We start from the raw sequence: 17,833 nt of genomic DNA, 5'->3' as shown, positions 1-17,833 counted from the left end.
GGCCGGGGAAGGAACAACGTCATTATTTTGAAATGCTTATGATCAAAACCTGAATAGGGCCGACTTTTATGTGGCATGCGCCACATTGGTGCATGTGATTTGTCGCTTTTCGACATCGCGACGTTCGGACTTATTCGCGTCAATGGTCGTGGAGTGACGCATGGTAGCGGCTCTTGTGCGGCGTAAACGCCTATGCCGGCTTACGCAACAATAAGCATTTCGTAATAGTCTTAATTTCCCCTGTTTCATGTGTGATGTCCGCCGCCGGATTGAGAGCGAGCGGTTGCCGAAATAACCGGACGTGCGAGCCGTTCCGTCATGGACCGGCATCTATTCGGACCGAAACGTGCGCAGGGCGCGATTGAGCCCGCCGCCAGAAAGCTGTCCCGATGAAATCATGCGCATGCCGGTTGTGGCTTTTTACACCCGGTTCCTGAGCACTCGAGAACTGCTGCATTTCTTCAAAAAATGCAAAATCCATAATCAAGTTTGTATTTGAACTCTGGAAGAGGAATTGAACATGCTCGGCGCACAGGACGATCGGCCGGATAGCGGAGAGACCGCATCCGAACCCTATTCGCTCACCGAATTGCAGCACGCCTATTGGGTTGGGGAGCAGGAGGTTTACCGGTTTCATACCGTGCCTTTCCTGTATCTCTGCTATTTCAGCGCGGAACTCGATATCCCGCGGCTCGAGGCCGCCCTTGGCACGGTGCTGCGCGCCACGCCGGAGCTGTCCATCGAGTTTCTGCCGGATGCCAGCCAACGCATGGTGGAGCCGCCGGCCGGTGCGATTTCCTTATCGGTGACCGACTGGCGGGATCGTCCGCCCATCAGTGCACTCGAGCTGCAGGAATTCAACAAGCGGCAGATGGAAGAAAAGCTGGAGCTGCTCGGCAAGCACGTCCAGCTGACGGCTTTTCTCGACCGCGTGGCGGAAGGCTATTACCTCAATTTCGCGTTTCGCCTGATTTCCTTCGACGCCTATTCGGTCCGTCTTTTCTTCGACGCCCTGGCCCGGGTGTACAACGGGACAGGGTTGCCGACGCATCCGCGCGCGCCGTTCCCGGAGTTCATCGAGAAGCGCCGCAACGTGAAGGAAAGCGCGGCCTTCGAGCGCTCCTTCAAGTACTGGCAGGACCGTGTCGAGTCCCTGCGCCATGCACCCGAACTGCCGGTGGTAGAGCATGAGCGCATGCCCGAGCGGTCGAGCTTCAAGCGCGTGCGCTTCCTGCTCCCGCCGGAGCGCGTCGCGCACATCAACGCGCAGGCACGCCGGCTGGGCGTTAGTCTGAGCGCGGTGTTCTGCACCGCCTACGCGGACGTCCTGCGCCTGTGGTCGCGCAATCCGTCCTTCGCCATCAACATGCTGATGAGCCACCGGCCGTCGAACGATCCACGCTACCAGCGCGCCTACGGCAATTTCGGCAGCACGCTGCTGCTGGAGGCGGCGGACACACGCGGCAGTTTCCTGGAGCGGGCCAAGGCGCTGCAGATGCAGCTGGCGCGGGACATCCGCCATGCGCGGGTGGCCGGGGTGGACGTGATCCAGGCCATGGGCCGTGTCGGGGCGGGCCTGCCGGTGATGCCGGTGGTGTTCGCCAGCTCGCTGGGGCTCGACATGCCCGAGGACATCCTGCTGCCGAGCGCGGCAGGCTGGGCCAGCTGTGGGGGTGGGCTGCACACGCCGCAGGTGTGGCTCGACTGCCAGGTCTACATGTACGGCGACGAGCTGGTGATGAACTGGGACTACGTCGAAGGCCTGTTCCTGCCCGGCGTCGTCGAGGAGATGTTCGAGACCTTCCAGCGCCACGTCGAGGCCATCATGGCGGCGGAGGTGCCGGAGGAGGCGATGCTGCTGCCGCAGTTGCCGGCAGCAGCACTGCAGGCCCGGGAGACGGCCAACCGTACCGACAAGTTGCTGCCGACCGGGCGCCTGCAGGATTTCTTCGCCGAGGCCTGTACGCGCCACGGCGACCGGCCGGCGATCATCGCCACGGACCGGACCGTCGCATACAAGGACCTGTGGTGCTGGACCACCAATCTGGCGGCACGGCTGCGCGGCGCAGGCGTCGGCCCCAACGACCTGGTGGCGATCGTGTCGCGGCGCAGCTGGCGTCAGGTGGCGGCGACGATGGCGGTGGTGCAGTCCGGCGGTGCCTACCTGCCGATCACCGCCGACCAGCCGGTGGCGCGCAAGGAGTGGCTGATCGCCCGTCCCGGCGTGAAGGTCGTGCTGGTCGAACGCGATCTGGCGGACGGTCTCAAGGTGCCGGCCGGCGTGACGGCGATGCTGCTCGATGAAGTGTTGCCCGATGTGGTGCCAGAGGCTGTCGCCATTGAGTCCGTGCAGCGCGAAGAGGATCTGGCCTACGTGATCTTCACCTCCGGCTCGACCGGGCAGCCGAAGGGCGTCGCCATTGATCACCGGGGCGCCGTGAATACCATCCAGGACGTCATCGACCGCTTCGGCCTCGGTTGTGAAGACCGCCTGATCGGCCTGTCCAGCTTCAACTTCGACCTGTCGGTGTACGACATCTTCGGCGGTCTCGGTGTCGGCGCGGCGCTGGTGCTGCCGCCCCACAGCGAGACGCCCGCGCCGGACGAATGGGCTGCGGCGGTGCGCACCCATGGCGTGACCGTCTGGAACACCGTGCCGGCGTCCCTGGAGATGCTGATCGAGTTCCTCGGGCCGTTGGCCACGAGCGAGCTGCAGTCGCTGCGCCTGGTGATGCTGAGCGGCGACTGGATTCCGGTGACGCTGCCCGAGCGCCTCAAGCACACCGTGCCGGGCGCGACGCTGATCAGCCTGGGCGGCGCGACGGAGGCGTCGATCTGGTCCAACTATTTCCCGGTCGATGGCGTGCCGGCCAACTGGAAGAGCATTCCCTACGGCTGGCCGCTGGCCAACCAGAGCTTCCACGTGCTGAACCGCGACCTGCAGCCGGCGCCGGACTGGGTGCCGGGCGACCTGTACATCGGTGGCATCGGCCTGGCGCGGGAGTATTACGACGACCCGTTGCGTACCGCCGAGAGCTTCATCAATCATCCGCGGACCGGCGAGCGCCTGTACCGCACCGGCGACGTGGGCCGCTACCATGAGGACGGCTGCCTGGAATTCCTCGGCCGCCTGGATGGCCAGGTGAAGATCCGCGGCTTCCGCATCGAACTGGAGGAGATCGATGCGACGCTGGTGCGCTGTCCGGGCATCCGCGCCGCGGCGACGGTGGTTGTCCGCAAGGGCAGCGACAGCCGCTTGGTGGCCTTCTACCAGCCCGCGAGCCCGCGCCTGCCGCCGGCCGACGAGATCCGCGCCCACCTGGCCGCCAGCCTGTCCCCGTACATGGTGCCGTCCCAGTTCATGGGGCTGGATGCGCTGCCGGTGACGGCCAACGGCAAGGTCGATCGCAAGGCGCTGACGGCACTGGCTGAGTCGCTGAGCCACGACGCCGGCCCGCGGCGCATGCCGGAGAGCGCTACGGAGCAGCGTCTGGCGACGCTGTGGTGCCGGCTCCTGGGCGTCGAATCCATCGGGACCGAAGAAGAGTTCTTCGATCTGGGCGGCACCTCGTTGCTGGCGGTTCGCCTGATCAACGCGATCACTGCCGAGTTCGGCCGCAGTCTGCCGCTGGTGTCCCTGCTGCGTCACGGCACCATCGCCGCACAGGCCCTCATGCTCGACAAGGACGCGACCCGCAGCGAGCAGCGCAGTGCGCTGGCCGTGCTGCGGGAAGGGGAGCAGGGCATCCTGGCCGTCGTGCATCCGGTGGGCGGCAACATCCTGTGTTACCGGGAACTCCTCGACATGCTGCCGCCGGGCATGGCGGTGCTCGGCCTGCAATCGCCGGGCGACGGCAGTCCGCGGGAGCTGCCGGGCCTGGCCGCCGGTTACGTGGATGCCTTGTCGGCGTGGACCAAGGGTCGGCGCATCCATCTGCTCGGCTGGTCGATGGGCGGCGTGATTGCCCAGGAGATGGCCCACCAGCTGGAGATGAGCGGACAGGCACCAGTCAGCGTAACGATGATCGACAGCTGGATGGGCGCGCGCCAGGGCGGCGAGCAGCGCCTCGAAGGCGAAGTGCTGATGCGCAACTTCCTGCGTGACCTGATCGGCGGCGAACTGCCGCGCGACTTCGACGCACTGGCGGAGCTGTCCGAGGCGGACCGGCCAGCCTTCGTCGTCCATACCCTGCAGCGCATCGGTGGGGCGGCCGTCTCCGAAGACGAGTTCCGCACGCTGCTCGCCGAGTACCAGGCCAACTACAACGCGCTGGTCAATCACCAGGCCCGCGTGACGGCGACGCCGGTGCGGCTGTACCGGGCCAGCCGCTGCATGGATTTCCCGCTGCTGGCACCCTTCGCCGTTCCGGAAATGGCCAACCTGCAGGTGATCGACTGGGAAGGCGACCACTTCTCGGTGGTCAGCCGCGCCTCCCTGGAACGGATCGTGGTGCAGTCCCTCGGCCTTGCCGACGACGCCCGCTGCGCACAGCCGGAGGGCGGCGACCCGCTGCCGGCCGGCAAACGGGTCTCCGACTCGGACAACTCTCAAATGGAATCGACCCTTCAATGAGCGAACACTTCGATACCCTCGTCATCGGTGGCGGACAAGCCGGGCTGGCGACGAGTTACCACCTTTCCCTCCAGCAGCGTTCGCACCTGGTGTTCGAACGGGGCGATATCCCCGCGCCGGTGTGGCGTGACGATCGCTGGGACTCCTTCACGCTGGTGACGCCCAACTGGGATTTCCGCCTGCCCGGCGCGCCCTATGCGGGCGAGGTGCCGGAAGGCTTCATGCCCCGTGCGGACATCGTCAACACCTTTAAGGATTATGTGGAACGTTTCCAGCTGCCGCTGCGTTGCCAGACCGATGTGACGGCGGTCGAAGCCGATCCGCTCGGCTTCCGCGTAAGCACCGGCGACGGCCGCAGCTACACCGCGCGCAACGTGGTGATGGCCACGGGCCTGTTCCAGTTTCCGCGCCGCCACGGGATGGCTGCCAAGCTGGCGTCGTCGGTCGTGCAGATGCACTCCGGCGCCTACCGCAATCCGGACGCGCTGGCGCCGGGCGGTGTGCTGGTGGTCGGAAGCTCCCAGTCGGGTTGCCAGATCGCAGACGAGCTCAATCGCGCCGGCCGCAAGGTCTTCCTGTGCGTCGGGCCGCACACCCGGGCGCCGCGGCGCTACCGGGGCAAGGACATCTTCGAGTGGATGAAGCTGTCCGGCCTGGCCGACCAGACCGTGGATACGCTCAGCTCGCCGAAGCTGAAGTTCGCGCCGAACCCGATCATGGCCGGCCGGCCCGACGGCAGCATGAACCTGCACCACTTCGCCAGGGCCGGCGTCCGCCTGCTCGGCACGCTGCAGGACATGGACGGGACGGAGATCCGCCTGGCGCCCGATCTGCATGACAACCTGACCGTCGCCGACCGCTTCGAGGCCGGCCTGCTGCGCCAGATCGACCAACTGGTGGCAATGCGCCAGCTCGACCTGCCCGAGGAAAGTCTGCCCGCTGGCGACGAGGGCTTCGCGCAATCCCAGCCGGACCAAGTCGATCTCGCCGCGGAAGGTATCTCCACCGTGATCTGGGCCACCGGCTACGGCTTCGACTTCGGCATGGTGCGCTTCCCTGTCTTCGACGAGGACGGCTATCCGCAGCAGAAGCGCGGCATCACCGCCCAGGAAGGCTTGTATTTCATCGGCCTGCCGTGGCTGCACAACAAGCGCTCCGGCCTGCTCAGCGGGGTCGGCGAGGATGCCGCCTACGTGGCGGAGCACATCCGCGCCCGCGACCTGCAAGAGGAGACCGCGAGTGAGTGAGGCTACCCCGGCTCCGGCCGTTCCGCCCGCGTCCGGTCCGACTCCGAAGTCGGCCAGGAAGGTCAAGCTGATCCTCCTCGTGCTGCTGCTTGCCGCGCTGGCCGTTGCCGGTCGCATGTGGTGGCGCAGCACCTACTTCGAGGAGACCAACAACGCCTACGTGGACGGCCACATCAGCGCGATCGCGCCGCGGGTCGAGGGTGTGGTCACCAAAGTGAAGGTCACCGACAACCAACTGGTGAAGGCCGGCGATGTGCTGGTCGAGCTCGATCCGGCCGACTTTTCGGTGCGTTCGGACAAGATCAAGGCGCAGTTGCAGGAAGTGGAGGGCGAGCTGCTGAAACTCGACGCGCAGATCGAGCAGGGCGAGGCCCACGCCCGCGCGCTGGATGCCCAGTCGGCCCGCAACCTGGCGCAGATCGCGCGCTTCAAGCGCGACGCCGAGCGCCAGATCGCCCTGAACAACAAGGAGATCAAGGCCGTCACCGAGACCGAGCTGAACGCCGCCGTCGCGGCGCGGGACAGCGCCTACGCCGACGAGGCCGCCCAGAAGGAAGAGATCAAGGCCGCCAAGGCCGGCGTGCGGGCGCTGCAGTCCGGCCGCGAGGCGCTGCTGGCGCGCAAGAAGGCGCTGGAGGCGGAAGTGCGCAACGCCGGCCTGCAGCTCGGCTACGCCACCGTCAAGGCGCCGGTCGATGGCCGCATCGGCAACAAGGCGGTCGAGGTGGGCTCCCACGTGGCGGTCGGGCAGCGGCTGTTCGTGATCATCCAGGATGGCGTGTGGATCAACGCCAACTTCAAGGAGACCCAGCTGCACGACCTGGCACCGGGCCAGAAGGTGAAGGTCGCCCTCGACAGCCTGCCGGGGCACGATATCGAAGGGCGGGTGGACAGCTTCGCACCGGCTTCCGGCGCGAAGTTCGCGCTGCTGCCGCCGGACAACGCGACCGGTAACTTCACCAAGATCGTCCAGCGGGTGCCGGTCAAGGTCACCTTCGCGCCGGAGACGCCGAAGGCGCTGCTGGACAAGGTGGTGCCCGGCATGTCTGCGCAGATCGAGATCGACCTGCGCCAGGGGCAGCCCGGGGCGGGCGCCCGATGAGTGCTGCGCAGGTGGCCGGGGCGGATCTGGTTTCCGCCCGGACCTGGCTCGCCATCGGCGCGGCGATCCTCGGCGTCTTCATGGCGGTGCTGGATACGCAGATCACCAACGCGTCGCTGCCGGAAATCCTCGGCTCCCTGTCCGCGTCGATGGAGGAGGGGTCGTGGATGAGCACGACCTACCTGGCGGCCGAGGTCGTGGTGATCCCGTTGACCGGCTTCTTCCTGCGGGTCTTCGGCGCGCGCGCCTACATCCTGGTCAATACGGTCCTGTTCCTGGTGCTGTCCACCCTGTGCGGCTTTGCCTGGAACCTGGAGTCGATGATCGTCTTCCGGGCCCTGCAGGGTTTCTTCGGCGGGGCCTTGATCCCTACTGCGATGACCCTCGTCATCACCCGGCTGCCGCCCGGCAAGCGCCCCATCGCGCTGGCCTGGCTGATGCTGGCCAGCACGCTCGCCCCGACGCTGGGGCCGACGGTCGGCGGCATCCTCACCGAAAGCTACGGCTGGCCGTCGATCTTCTTCATCAACTGGGCACCGGGCATCCTGATGTTCGCGGGTGTCGCCATCGGGCTGGATCCCCAGAAGCACCATCTCGACCTGCTGCGCAAGCTGGACTGGGCGGGCATCGGCGGGATGATCCTGGGCCTCGGTGCGCTGATCGTCTTTCTCGAAGAGGGCAACCGCAAGGACTGGTTCGATTCCGACTTCATCCGCTACATGGCCTTCATGGCCTTCGGCGGCATCACGGTGTGGATCGGCACCCAGCTGCTGCGGGCGGAGCCCTTCGTCAATGTGTGGCTGTTCGGGCGGCGCAACTTCACGGTGTCGTCGGCCGTCGGCGCGGTGGTGGGCATGGGCTTGTACGGTTCGACCTTCGTGCTGCCGCTGTTCCTGGCCCAGATTGCCGGCTACAACTCGCGGCAGATCGGCGAAGTCATCATGTGGATGGGCCTGCCGCAGATCCTGGTCACGCCCTTCGCGGCGGTGTTCGCCAAGAAGTTCGACAACCGCATCATCTGCTCCGTCGGCCTGATGCTGTTCTCGGTGTCCTGCTTCATGAACGCGACGATGACGGCCAGCACGGGCTATGACCAGTTGGTCACGTCGCAGGTGTTCCGCGCTCTCGGCCAGCCGCTGATCATCATCACCCTGTCGAACATCGCGATCCACCGGATCGAGCCCCTCAACCTGTCGTCCGCGTCCAGTCTTTACAACATGAGCCGGGTGCTCGGCGGCGCGGTGGGCACGGCCATCCTGTCCACGGCGATCACGATGCGGGAGCATTTCCATTCGGAGCGGCTGGTCGACTCGGTCACGCTGTTCTCGACCACCACGCGGGAATACCTTGCCGCCTTCACCAAGGTGCACTTCCAGGCCGGCGGCGATGCGGTGTACGCGAGCCATCAGGCCCTCGCCAACCTCAACGGGATCGTGCAGCGGGAAGCCTACGTGATGGCCTTCAACGACAGCTTTTTCATCCTCGGTTGCGTTTTGCTGGCTGCGGTGGGTCTGGTCTGGATGGCCGATCGCATCGTCGCACCGAAGGACAAATAGGAGTGCCCATGAACAAGACACGTCCGCTGATCATCGCGTTGATGTCCCTGCTGGGGGGCTGCGCTGCCCAGGGGAGCTTCACGCCTGCGGCCGAACCGGTGACGCCGCCAAGCTACCGCAACGCACCGGCTGAGGTTCCGAACACGCTGGAGGCCAACTGGTGGCGGATCTACCAGGACCCGGTGCTGAACCACCTGGTCGAGACCGTGCAGGAACGCAACCCGTACACCGAGGTGGCCTTGTTGCGCGTGGCGGAGGCGCAGGCCGGGGTGCAGGCAACGTCCGCCGATCTCCTTCCCAACATGGGCTTCGGCGCCAGCGCCGACAAGAGCCACACTTCCGTCAATACGCCGCTGGGCAAGCTGCTGGGCGGGCGCACCATCGCCGGCAAGACCTACAAGCTGGGCGTCAGCGCCTCCTGGCAGCTCGACCTGTGGGGGCGCGTGGCCCAGGCCGTCGAGGCGGCCAAGGCGCAGGCCGGCGCGGCCGAGGCCGTCAAGCGGCAGATCGCGCTGGTGCTGGCCAGCGAGGTGGCGGTGGCCTACTGGCAGTTCCGTGCGGCAGATGCCGATCACGCGCTGCTCGCCAAAATCCGCGATGAGCGGGCGGAGGCGGTCAGGTTGGGCGCGCTGCGCCTGGAGGCCGGCCTTGGCACCGAGCAGGACTGGCTCGACGCCAGGGTCGAGCTGGCCAAGGTCGAGGCCGAGATGAGCGAGGTCAGCGTAAAGCGGGCGATGGCCGAGCAGGAGCTGGCCACGCTGATGGTCGAGCCGGTCAAGGACTTCCGCGTGTCGCCCGATCCGGCCTACCGCCTGCCGGCGATTCCGCAGGTGGCGCCGGGATTGCCCGCCGTCATCCTCGGACGGCGGCCAGACCTGATGGAGTCCGCGCAGAACATCCGCGCCTTGCTGGCGATGGAGCGTGTCGCGGAGACCGCCTTCTACCCGTCGATCAGCCTTACCGGCGCCTATGGTTTCGCGTCGTCCCAGCTGAAGAGTGCGGTCAATCACAGCTCCCGGGAGTTCTCCATCGGGCCGCTGGCGCTGTACCTGCCGCTGTTCGACGCCGGCCGCAACCAGGCCAATCTCGACGCGGCCCGGTCCCGTTACCGGCAGGCGGTGGATGTACACCAGGTCAGTGTGCTGATCGCGTTGCGCGAGGTGGACGACGCGCTGGTGCAGGTGGAGGCGGCCAATGAGCAGATGCGCACCCTCGGCGTGTCGCTGGCGGCCAGCCAGCGGGCATCGGCAGTGGCCAAGGCACGCTTCGAACATGGCCAGAACACCTATCAGAAGGTCGCGTCGGCACGGGCCGGCGCGCTGGCCGTCGAGCGCAACCTGATGCGCAGCCAGACCGAAGGGCTGCTGGCCACGGTCCGCCTGGTCGCCGCGCTGGGTGGCGGCTGGGAAGGCGTCGATGGCGTGAAGGGAAAGGACGGCGCGAAGCCGGCCGGGGACGTGGTGGCCCGTTCCGAGTGACGGTGTGCGGGAGCCCGCGGGGCAGATGCGCGAGGGGGCGCTGCCTGGCCGCGGGGCGGAGAGTAGGATCTCTGCTCTGATGCCTTGACGCGCGGAGCCACGGGCTGCCATCGGGCGGTGCGCCGGCACGACCGAAATCGATGAAGCGAATCCATCTCCTCTCCGGGGCCGGTGTGGCCGCCACTTTGCTGGCGGCGCTGCTCTTCGGCGCGGCGACGCCGCTGGCCAAGGCCCTGCTCGAATGTGTCGCGCCGTTCCAGCTGGCCGGTCTTTTCTATCTGGGCGCCGGACTGGGGCTCACCGCCCTGCGCTGGCTGCGTGGTGCCGGGCGGGTGCGCCTGGAGCGGGCCGACGTCGGTTGGCTGGCCGCTGCGATCCTGGCGGGTGGCGTGGTGGGGCCGGTTCTGCTGATGTTTGGCCTCAGCCGCATGCCGGCATCCGGCGCAGCATTGCTGCTCAATGCGGAAAGCGTCTTCACGGCGCTGCTGGCGTGGATCGTCTTCAGGGAAGGTGTGGACCGTCGAGTCGCCGTGGGCATGCTGGCCATCGTGCTCGGCATCGGCGCGCTGGGCTGGCCCGCCGAGGCGCGCTTCGCCGGCCTGTGGCCGACGCTGGCGGTGCTGGGCGCCTGCCTGGCCTGGGGGCTGGACAACAACTTCACCCGCAAGCTGGCCCTGGCCGATGCCCAGTGGCTGGCGGCGGCCAAGGGTTTGGTGGCAGGCAGCGTGAATCTCTCACTGGGCCTGCTCGTCTCGACGGACCTGCCGCCCCCGTCCACGCTGGCCGCGGCGCTGGGGATTGGCTTCGTGTCCTACGGCCTCAGCCTGTCGCTGTTCATCGTCGGGCTACGTCATCTGGGGACGGCGCGGGCCGGCGCCTACTTCTCGGTGGCTCCGTTCTTTGGCGCCGTGCTGGCCGTGGTCGGTGGCGAACCGCTGACGGCCCGGCTGGTGCTCGCCGGCCTGTGCATCGGCATCGGCGTCTGGCTGCACCTGACCGAGCGTCACAGCCACGAACATCGCCACGCGCCGCTGGCCCATTCCCACGAGCACGTGCACGATGCCCATCACCAGCACGAACATCCCTTCCCGTGGGACCCGACCGTGCCGCACACCCACTGGCACCAGCATGGGCCGCTGATCCACACCCATCCCCATTTCCCCGACGCTCACCATCAGGACCACAGGCATTAGGTGACTTGGGTCGATGACGGCCGCGCTTCAGCGCAGTGCCGAAGCTGACATCGCTGCGCCAGTCCCCATGCTTACCCTCGATCGCCCACACAGGGCATTCGCCAGGACACTGGTCGGGAATACTTCACAGCCCCTCGTTTGTGGATGACTTAGAGTACAAATCAAGAATAATTATAAAAATAATAAAAATGATATCTGGAGGCATTTATGGCTGGTGTGATGGCAAGCTGGTTGCCGGGAAGGGGCAGAGCCGCGCTGATCCTGTTGCTCATCGTCCTGCTCACCAGTGCCTCCTGGATCACCGCGTCGCTGGTCACGGACCGCATGATGGAGGTGGCTTACCGGCAGCAGCTCCAGCTGGCCCAGCAGCAGCTCGACAGCCTGGACGACGGCATCGAGGATGCGCTGTCGTCCCTCGCGGGCATCCCGGCGGTCCTCGGAGTGGATGGATTCATTGGTACCGAGCTCGTGCGCCAGGGGCTTCGCAAGGAGGAGTCGGCCCTGCCCATGGACGAGCGCAGGCGGCGTTGGGAGCGCGATCCTTTCCTTCAGCGTGTTGGCAAGCGGCTTGATTTTGCGGCGACGAACCTGAAGGCCGATGCGCTGTGGGTGCTGAATGCGCGGGGCGACTGTGTGGCGTCGAGCAATTTCGACAAGGCCGTCAGTTTTGTGGGGCCCAATTACTCGGACCGCGCCTATTTCCGCGACGCCATGGAAGGCCGGCAGGGCCGGCAATACGTGGTCGGCAAGCTGAGCCGGGTTCCCGGCCTGTATTTCTCCTCGCCGGTCACCGTTGATGGCAGCGTCGTCGGAGCGATTGTCGCCAAGCGGGACCTGACCCGCCTGGAGGGCTGGACGCGCTACATCGATGCCTTCATCACCGATGCCCACGGCGTGGTGGTGCTGGCGCGAAACAAATCCCTGGAGTTCCGGACCCTGCCAGGCGTCGACCTGGCGCCGATGCCTGAGCGCGAGCGGCGGGATATCTACTCGCGGACGGTCTTCAAGCCCCTCGCACTCACGCGCTTCGACGCGAAGACCTTTCCGCAACTGGTGCTGCTGGACGGCGAGCGGGCGATCCCCTATCTGTTTCTCAGCGCAAAGGAGGCCAGCAGCGGATTCACCGTGCATCTGCTGCAGCCGGTACCCGAACTGAGGCGACTCGAGACCCAGCGCGAATCCCTGTTCGCGCTGCTGGCGGTGTCCGCCAATCTGCTGGTGGTGACGGCGATTTCCGTGGCGCTCTACTTCTCGTCCCTGAGGAGGGCGCGCCAGGAGGCGCTGCGGGTCAATCAGGAACTGGAAGAGCTGGTGATCCGGCGGACTGCCGAACTCCGGCAGGCGAAGGACATGGCGGAGGCGGCCAACGAGGCGAAGAGCCATTTCATCGCCAACATGAGCCATGAGATCCGCACGCCGATGAATGCCATCATCGGTCTGTCCGGCATCCTGCGGCGGCGTCACGAAGACGATGAGGCTTCGGACAAGCTCGGCAAGATTGAGGCGGCCGGCAAGCACTTGCTGTGCATCATCAACGACATCCTCGACCTTTCGAAGATCGAGGCCGGCAAGCTGGTGTTGTCGGACGAGCGCTTCGATGTCCGCATGGTGGCGCCCACCGCCATTGCCATGCAGGCCGAACTTGCACGAAGCAAGAACATTTGTCTGCTGGCCGAAGCGGACCCGCTGCCTGAGATTGTCGTTGGCGACCGGACGCGCTTGATCCAGGCCTTGCTGAACCTGGTCAGCAACGCGGTCAAGTTCACGGCCTCGGGTTCCGTCACGGTGCGGACGTTGCTGGAAGGGGAGGACGCGACGGGGATGCGGATCCGCTTCGAGGTGAGCGACACGGGGATCGGCGTTGCCCCGGCCAAGCTGGCGACCCTGTTCAGCCCCTTCAGCCAGGCTGACAACTCCATATCCCGGCGTTACGGCGGCACCGGCCTGGGGCTCGCCATCACCAAGCGGCTGGCCCACTTGATGGGCGGCGACGCCGGGGCGGAAAGCCGGCTGGGCGTGGGCAGTACCTTTTGGTTCACAGCGAGCCTCGCCAAGCCCGTGGCGGACTGTCCCACGCCGATGCTGCGTGTGCCGGAGAACGCGGCGGAGTGTCTGCGCAGCCGGTTCGCCGGCAGTCGGGTGCTGCTGGTCGAGGACGAGCCGGTCAATCAGCTCGTCGCCGAGGAGAATCTGCAGGATCTCGGGCTGAGCGTGGATATCGCCCAGGATGGGGTAGAAGCGCTGGAGATGCTGGCGCGGGCCTCGCCGGGCACCTACACGCTGATCCTGATGGACATGCAGATGCCGCGCATGGACGGTCTCGCGGCGACCCGCGCGCTCAGGCAGCTGCCGGCCTTCCAGAGCATTCCGGTGATAGCGATGACCGCGAATGCCTTCTTGGAGGACCGGGAGCGCTGTCTCGCAGCCGGGATGAGCGATTTTCTGGCCAAGCCCGTCGATCCGGAGCTGATGAGCGGCGTGCTGCTCCAGTGGCTGGGCCGTGAACGGGCACGCCGGAAGCAGGACGGGTGGGCGTCCTGAGCGCCCCGGCCATCCTGTGCCGTAGCTCGGCGCTCTTCAAAGGACCGCCGGCTGCAGCAGCAGGGGCGATGACGGCGGCAAGTTGCCATGTGAACGCGCCGTGGCGAGGCTTCACGGCTGGCGACAGGCCGGGTAATGTTCGCCCCGATGAGCAGACACGGGCGGGCAATCATTGGCCAATGAGGAGTTGAATCTGCCGTCGCCGGCGGTGCCGGCCGCCGTGTTTGCATGGCTGCTGGCGGCCGCCTTGCTGGCCGTCGCGTCGTGCCTCCGCGCGGAGGAGGCGCCGCTGCGCTATTTCCCGGCCGGGCCGATCTACGAATACCGCTGGAAGCTCCTCGAGCTGGCGCTGGCCCACGCGACGCCAGCCGGTACGCCGGCAGTCCCGATCACCCCTTACCCGGAGGAGGTCACCCAGAACCGCGGCGTAGCCCTGCTGCAGGCCGGTGCGATCGACGTGGTGGCCCTCGGCACCAATGCCGAGCGGGAGGCGCAGATGCGGCCGATCCGCATCGATATCCTGCGCGGCATCGTCGGCTACCGGCTGCTGGTCATCCGTGCTGGCGAGCAGCCACGGATCGCCAGCATGGACGACCGGGCGTTGCGCGAGCACCTCGTCTTCGGCCTCAACAGCCAGTGGGCGGATCTCCCCATTCTGCGTGCCAATGGTTTCACGGTGGTGACCTCGACCCGTTACGAGAATCTTTTCGGCATGCTGGCCGCCGGGCGTTTCGACGCTTTCACGCGAGGCCTCAACGAGGCTGCCCGGGAACTCGACGAGCGCCGCGCGAAATACCCCCAGCTTGCCGTCGAGCAGACCCATGCGCTGTATTTTCCGTACCCGGTCTATTTCTGGGTGCGCAACGGCAACCAGGCCCTCGCCGAGCGCATCGAGCACGGGCTGCAGCGGGCATTGGCCGATGGCAGCTTCCGTGCCTTGTTCGAGACTTACCACGCGGCGGAAATCACCCGGCTTGCCCGCGAGCGGCGGCACGTGATCCGTCTCGCCAATCCCATCCTGGGGAGCCGTATCGAGGAGCCCGACCCGCGCTGGTGGTGGCGCGACGATGAATCAACCCCGGCGGGGCACTGAACGATGCCGGTGACCCAGACCCTCGCCAAGCGCCTGCTCCGCACGATGTTGCCGGGCTACCTGTTCATCGCGCTGACGATGACTGCGGTCCAGCTGGGCATCCAGTACGTCAGCATCAGCAGCAGCATCGACGACGACCTGGCCTCCCTGGCGCGGACCGTCGAGCCGGGGGTGACCAACGCGGTGTGGGAGCTCGACGACGCGCAGCTCGCGTCCATCGCCCGGGGTGTCCGGCAGAACGCCATCGTCACCGGTATCCGGGTCGAGTCGGAGGAAGGCCGGCAACTGGTCGAGGACGGTGACGTGCCGACGCCCGCCGAGGCCGCCGGGCGGACCTTGCCGAAGCGCTTCAAGAGCACGACGCTGCAGCTCGTCTACCAGACCAAGGGCGTGGCGCCGCGCCGGATCGGCACGCTCAGCATGTACTCGAACCGGGACGTGGTCCTCGGCCGGGTGAAGTACGGTTTCGGCGTCGTGCTGCTCGACTCGGTGCTGTTCACCTTCGGCTTGTGGCTGATCTTCCAGTGGACCATCCGCTTCCGCCTGTCGAAGGCGGTCACCCGCGTCGCCAGGGCGCTCGGCCGCCGGCGAGCCCACCCGAATGGCGCACCCGAGGGTCACATCGACTACCCCTACCGGGACGAGCTGGGCGAGCTGGTGAATGCCTTCAACGACAGCCGCGCGCGCCTCTTCGATTCCCTGCGCGAGCGCGACACCCTCAACCGCAATCTCGAGGCGATCGTCGAGTCGCGGACGGCCGAGCTCACCAAGGCCAAGGAGGAAGCCGAGGAGGCCACCCGCGCCAAGTCGGAGTTCCTGTCCAACATGAGCCACGAGATCAGGACGCCGATGAACGCCGTCCTCGGCATGCTCTACCTGGCGCAGCAGGCGGAGCTGACGCCGGACCTGCGCAGCAAGCTCGGCAAGGCGCAGGGCGCGGCCCGTTCGCTGCTCGACATCATCAACGACATCCTCGATTTCTCGAAGATCGAGGCCGGCAAGCTGGAGGTGGAGGCGGTGGAGTTCAGCGTCGATGGGGTGCTCGAACAGCTCACCGACGCCATTGGCTACGAGGCGGCCCGCAAGGGCATCGAGTTCCTGATCCGTTACGACCCGGCGATTCCCGCCCGCCTGCTGGGCGATCCGCTGCGCCTTGGGCAGATCCTGCTCAATCTATGCGGCAATGCGGTGAAGTTCACCGAAGAGGGCGAGGTGGAGCTGGCCCTGCGTGCGCTCAACATCCGTGACGACGAGCTCAACCTGCAGGTGTGCGTGCGCGATTCGGGTATCGGCATGTCGGAGGAGGCCCAGGCGCGGCTGTTCGAGGAATTCTCCCAGGCCGACCAGTCCACCACGCGGCGCTTCGGCGGCACCGGCCTGGGGCTGGCCATCAGCCGGCGCCTGGTGGAGCTGATGGGCGGGCGGATCTGGGTCGAGGAGTCCCGCCCCGGCAAGGGCACATCGATCTGCTTCACTGTGCGTCTGCAGGTGGCTACGCAGGCGGGCGCTGCCGCGCAGCCGCTGGCGGAAAGGGTGGGGCCGCTGCTCAAGGGTACGCGGGCGCTGATCGTCGAGGACAACCACGCGTCGCGGGAGATCCTCACCGAAATGCTGCGTTTCCTTCACGTGGAGGCGCACGCTGTCGGCAACGGCCTCGACGCGCTGGCCGCATTGCGCAAACCGGGCGACCAGCCCTACGACCTGGTCCTGATGGACTGGCACCTGCCCGGCGTACACGGCGACGAGGTCGCCCGGCTGATCGGCAGCGACCCGGCCATCCCGCTCCGGCCCAGGATTGTGATGGTTACCTCTTACGGGCGCGACGACGTCATGCAGCTGGCAGAGAGGGCAGGGGTGGCAGGCTTCCTGGTCAAGCCGGTATCTCCGTCCATGCTGCTCGACACGCTGCTGTCGGTGCTTGGCCGGGGCTACCTCTTGCCCGACCCGGACACGCCGCCCGCCGCAACGCCGAGGCTGGGTGGGGCTGGCCGTCTGGCTGGCGCGCGCGTGCTGCTGGTGGAAGACAACGATATCAACCGGGAATTCGTCTCCGAGCTGCTGCGCAGTGAACGGGTCGAGGTGGATGAAGCGCACAACGGCCAGGAGGCCGTGGACAAGGTGCGCTGCCACGACTACGACACGGTGCTGATGGACATCCAGATGCCGGTCATGGACGGGCTCGAAGCCACCGGCCGGATACGCGCGCTCGCCGCGGAGCCCGACGGCGAACGCTTCGCCGCGCTCCCCATCGTGGCCATGACGGCGTTGGCGATGGAGCAGGATGCGGCCCGTTGCCTGGCCGCCGGCATGAACGACCACATCGCCAAGCCGATCGAACCGGAGCGGCTGTTCGAAGTCCTGTTCGCCTGCGTGTCCCCCAGGCTGGCGCAGCGCGGCACCCTTCGGGTGGCAGGGGCGGAGGCGGCTGAGGTCTGTCCGCCGGACTTGCTGGCGCTCACCTGTTTCGATGCCCGCGAGGGCATCCGCCGCATCGGCGGTCGGCCGGAGGCCTATCGGCGGCAACTGAAGCGTTTCCGTGAGCACTACAGCAACGCGCTGACGGAGCTGCGCCGCCTGCTCCGGGATCGCGGGCTCGTCGCGGCGGAGGCGTATTGCCATGCGCTGCGCGGCGTGATCGGCAACATCGGTGCCGGCGCACTCTACGCGCAGCTGGTCGCCATCGACGAAACCCTGCGTGATGGCGTGGCGCCCGACGAGGCGATGCTGCTCAGGGCGGAGGGCCAGCTCGTCGAGGCCATCGGCGAGATCGACGCGCTGACGTCCGTCGGCAGCCGCTTCATCCAGGGCGCGGCACGGCCCTTGACGCAGACGGCGATCCGCGCCTTGCTTGAACGACTGGCCTATGCGCTGGAGTACGATCTGGGGGCTGTGGAAGGTCTGCTCGGAGAACTGCGCGCCGGCACTGCAGATATGCCGCTGGCGGCCGATATCGAGGCATTGGCGGCCGAGGTGGATGTTTTCGATCTCGATGCGGCACGACACAGACTGGGCGAACTGAAGGCCGCAGAGCGGCTGCATAGATAGAAAAA

9 protein-coding genes are annotated in these 17,833 nt (G+C 66.8%); all 9 read left to right on the top strand.

Going from position 1 to position 17,833, the window contains the following annotated elements:
* Positions 1–520: 520 nt before the first annotated feature.
* The 9 genes from AC3QL2_RS24360 (at position 521) to AC3QL2_RS24320 (ending at position 17,828) form a co-directional block, all read left to right on the top strand.
* The gene (locus AC3QL2_RS24360) at positions 521–4,573 is read left to right on the top strand and encodes a non-ribosomal peptide synthetase (protein WP_493234834.1); all 4,053 of its coding nucleotides are present in this window, start codon (positions 521–523) and stop codon (positions 4,571–4,573) included.
* Positions 4,570–5,820 (top strand): NAD(P)-binding domain-containing protein, encoded by a 1,251-nt coding sequence (locus AC3QL2_RS24355; protein ID WP_493234836.1) that lies wholly within the window; start codon positions 4,570–4,572, stop codon positions 5,818–5,820. The genes AC3QL2_RS24360 and AC3QL2_RS24355 overlap by 4 nt, the downstream gene beginning before the upstream one ends.
* Positions 5,813–6,922: an HlyD family secretion protein gene (locus tag AC3QL2_RS24350; RefSeq protein WP_493234837.1), complete on the top strand. Its 1,110-nt coding sequence runs from the start codon at positions 5,813–5,815 to the stop codon at positions 6,920–6,922. Before AC3QL2_RS24355 ends, AC3QL2_RS24350 begins: the two co-directional genes overlap by 8 nt.
* Entirely contained in the window at positions 6,919–8,478 is a 1,560-nt protein-coding gene (locus tag AC3QL2_RS24345) for a DHA2 family efflux MFS transporter permease subunit (RefSeq protein WP_493234838.1), read from the top strand. The genes AC3QL2_RS24350 and AC3QL2_RS24345 overlap by 4 nt, the downstream gene beginning before the upstream one ends.
* Before the next feature lie 8 nt (positions 8,479–8,486).
* Positions 8,487–9,956 carry an efflux transporter outer membrane subunit gene (locus AC3QL2_RS24340; RefSeq protein ID WP_493234839.1) on the top strand — a complete coding sequence of 490 codons (1,470 nt, stop codon included), beginning with the start codon at positions 8,487–8,489 and terminating at the stop codon, positions 9,954–9,956.
* Between the two features lie 140 nt (positions 9,957–10,096).
* Complete coding sequence (locus tag AC3QL2_RS24335; RefSeq protein ID WP_493234840.1) at positions 10,097–11,149, top strand: DMT family transporter; 1,053 nt, start codon at positions 10,097–10,099, stop codon at positions 11,147–11,149.
* A 264-nt stretch (positions 11,150–11,413) separates the two neighbouring features.
* Positions 11,414–13,690 (top strand): ATP-binding protein, encoded by a 2,277-nt coding sequence (locus AC3QL2_RS24330; RefSeq protein WP_493234841.1) that lies wholly within the window; start codon positions 11,414–11,416, stop codon positions 13,688–13,690.
* 187 nt (positions 13,691–13,877) lie between these two features.
* Positions 13,878–14,783, top strand: coding sequence for a substrate-binding periplasmic protein (locus AC3QL2_RS24325; RefSeq protein ID WP_493234842.1), 906 nt, complete (start codon positions 13,878–13,880; stop codon positions 14,781–14,783).
* A gap of 3 nt (positions 14,784–14,786) precedes the next feature.
* The gene (locus AC3QL2_RS24320; RefSeq protein WP_493234844.1) at positions 14,787–17,828 is read left to right on the top strand and encodes a response regulator; all 3,042 of its coding nucleotides are present in this window, start codon (positions 14,787–14,789) and stop codon (positions 17,826–17,828) included.
* The last annotated feature ends 5 nt before the right edge of the window (positions 17,829–17,833 follow it).

The sequence above is a fragment of the Zoogloea sp. GW822-FHT05C07 genome (genome assembly GCF_058800215.1).
The sequence above is the reverse complement of the archived record's forward strand: the minus strand, read 5'-3'. Positions and strand labels throughout refer to the sequence as shown.

Excerpts from the sequence above, each read along its gene's own strand:
- AC3QL2_RS24335 (WP_493234840.1), top strand. The coding sequence starts at position 10,097 with ATGAAGCGAATCCATCTCCTCTCCGGGGCCGGTGTGGCCGCCACTTTG.
- AC3QL2_RS24340 (WP_493234839.1), top strand. The coding sequence starts at position 8,487 with ATGAACAAGACACGTCCGCTGATCATCGCGTTGATGTCCCTGCTGGGG.
- AC3QL2_RS24360 (WP_493234834.1), top strand. The coding sequence starts at position 521 with ATGCTCGGCGCACAGGACGATCGGCCGGATAGCGGAGAGACCGCATCC.
- AC3QL2_RS24345 (WP_493234838.1), top strand. The coding sequence starts at position 6,919 with ATGAGTGCTGCGCAGGTGGCCGGGGCGGATCTGGTTTCCGCCCGGACC.
- AC3QL2_RS24320 (WP_493234844.1), top strand. The coding sequence starts at position 14,787 with ATGCCGGTGACCCAGACCCTCGCCAAGCGCCTGCTCCGCACGATGTTG.
- AC3QL2_RS24355 (WP_493234836.1), top strand. The coding sequence starts at position 4,570 with ATGAGCGAACACTTCGATACCCTCGTCATCGGTGGCGGACAAGCCGGG.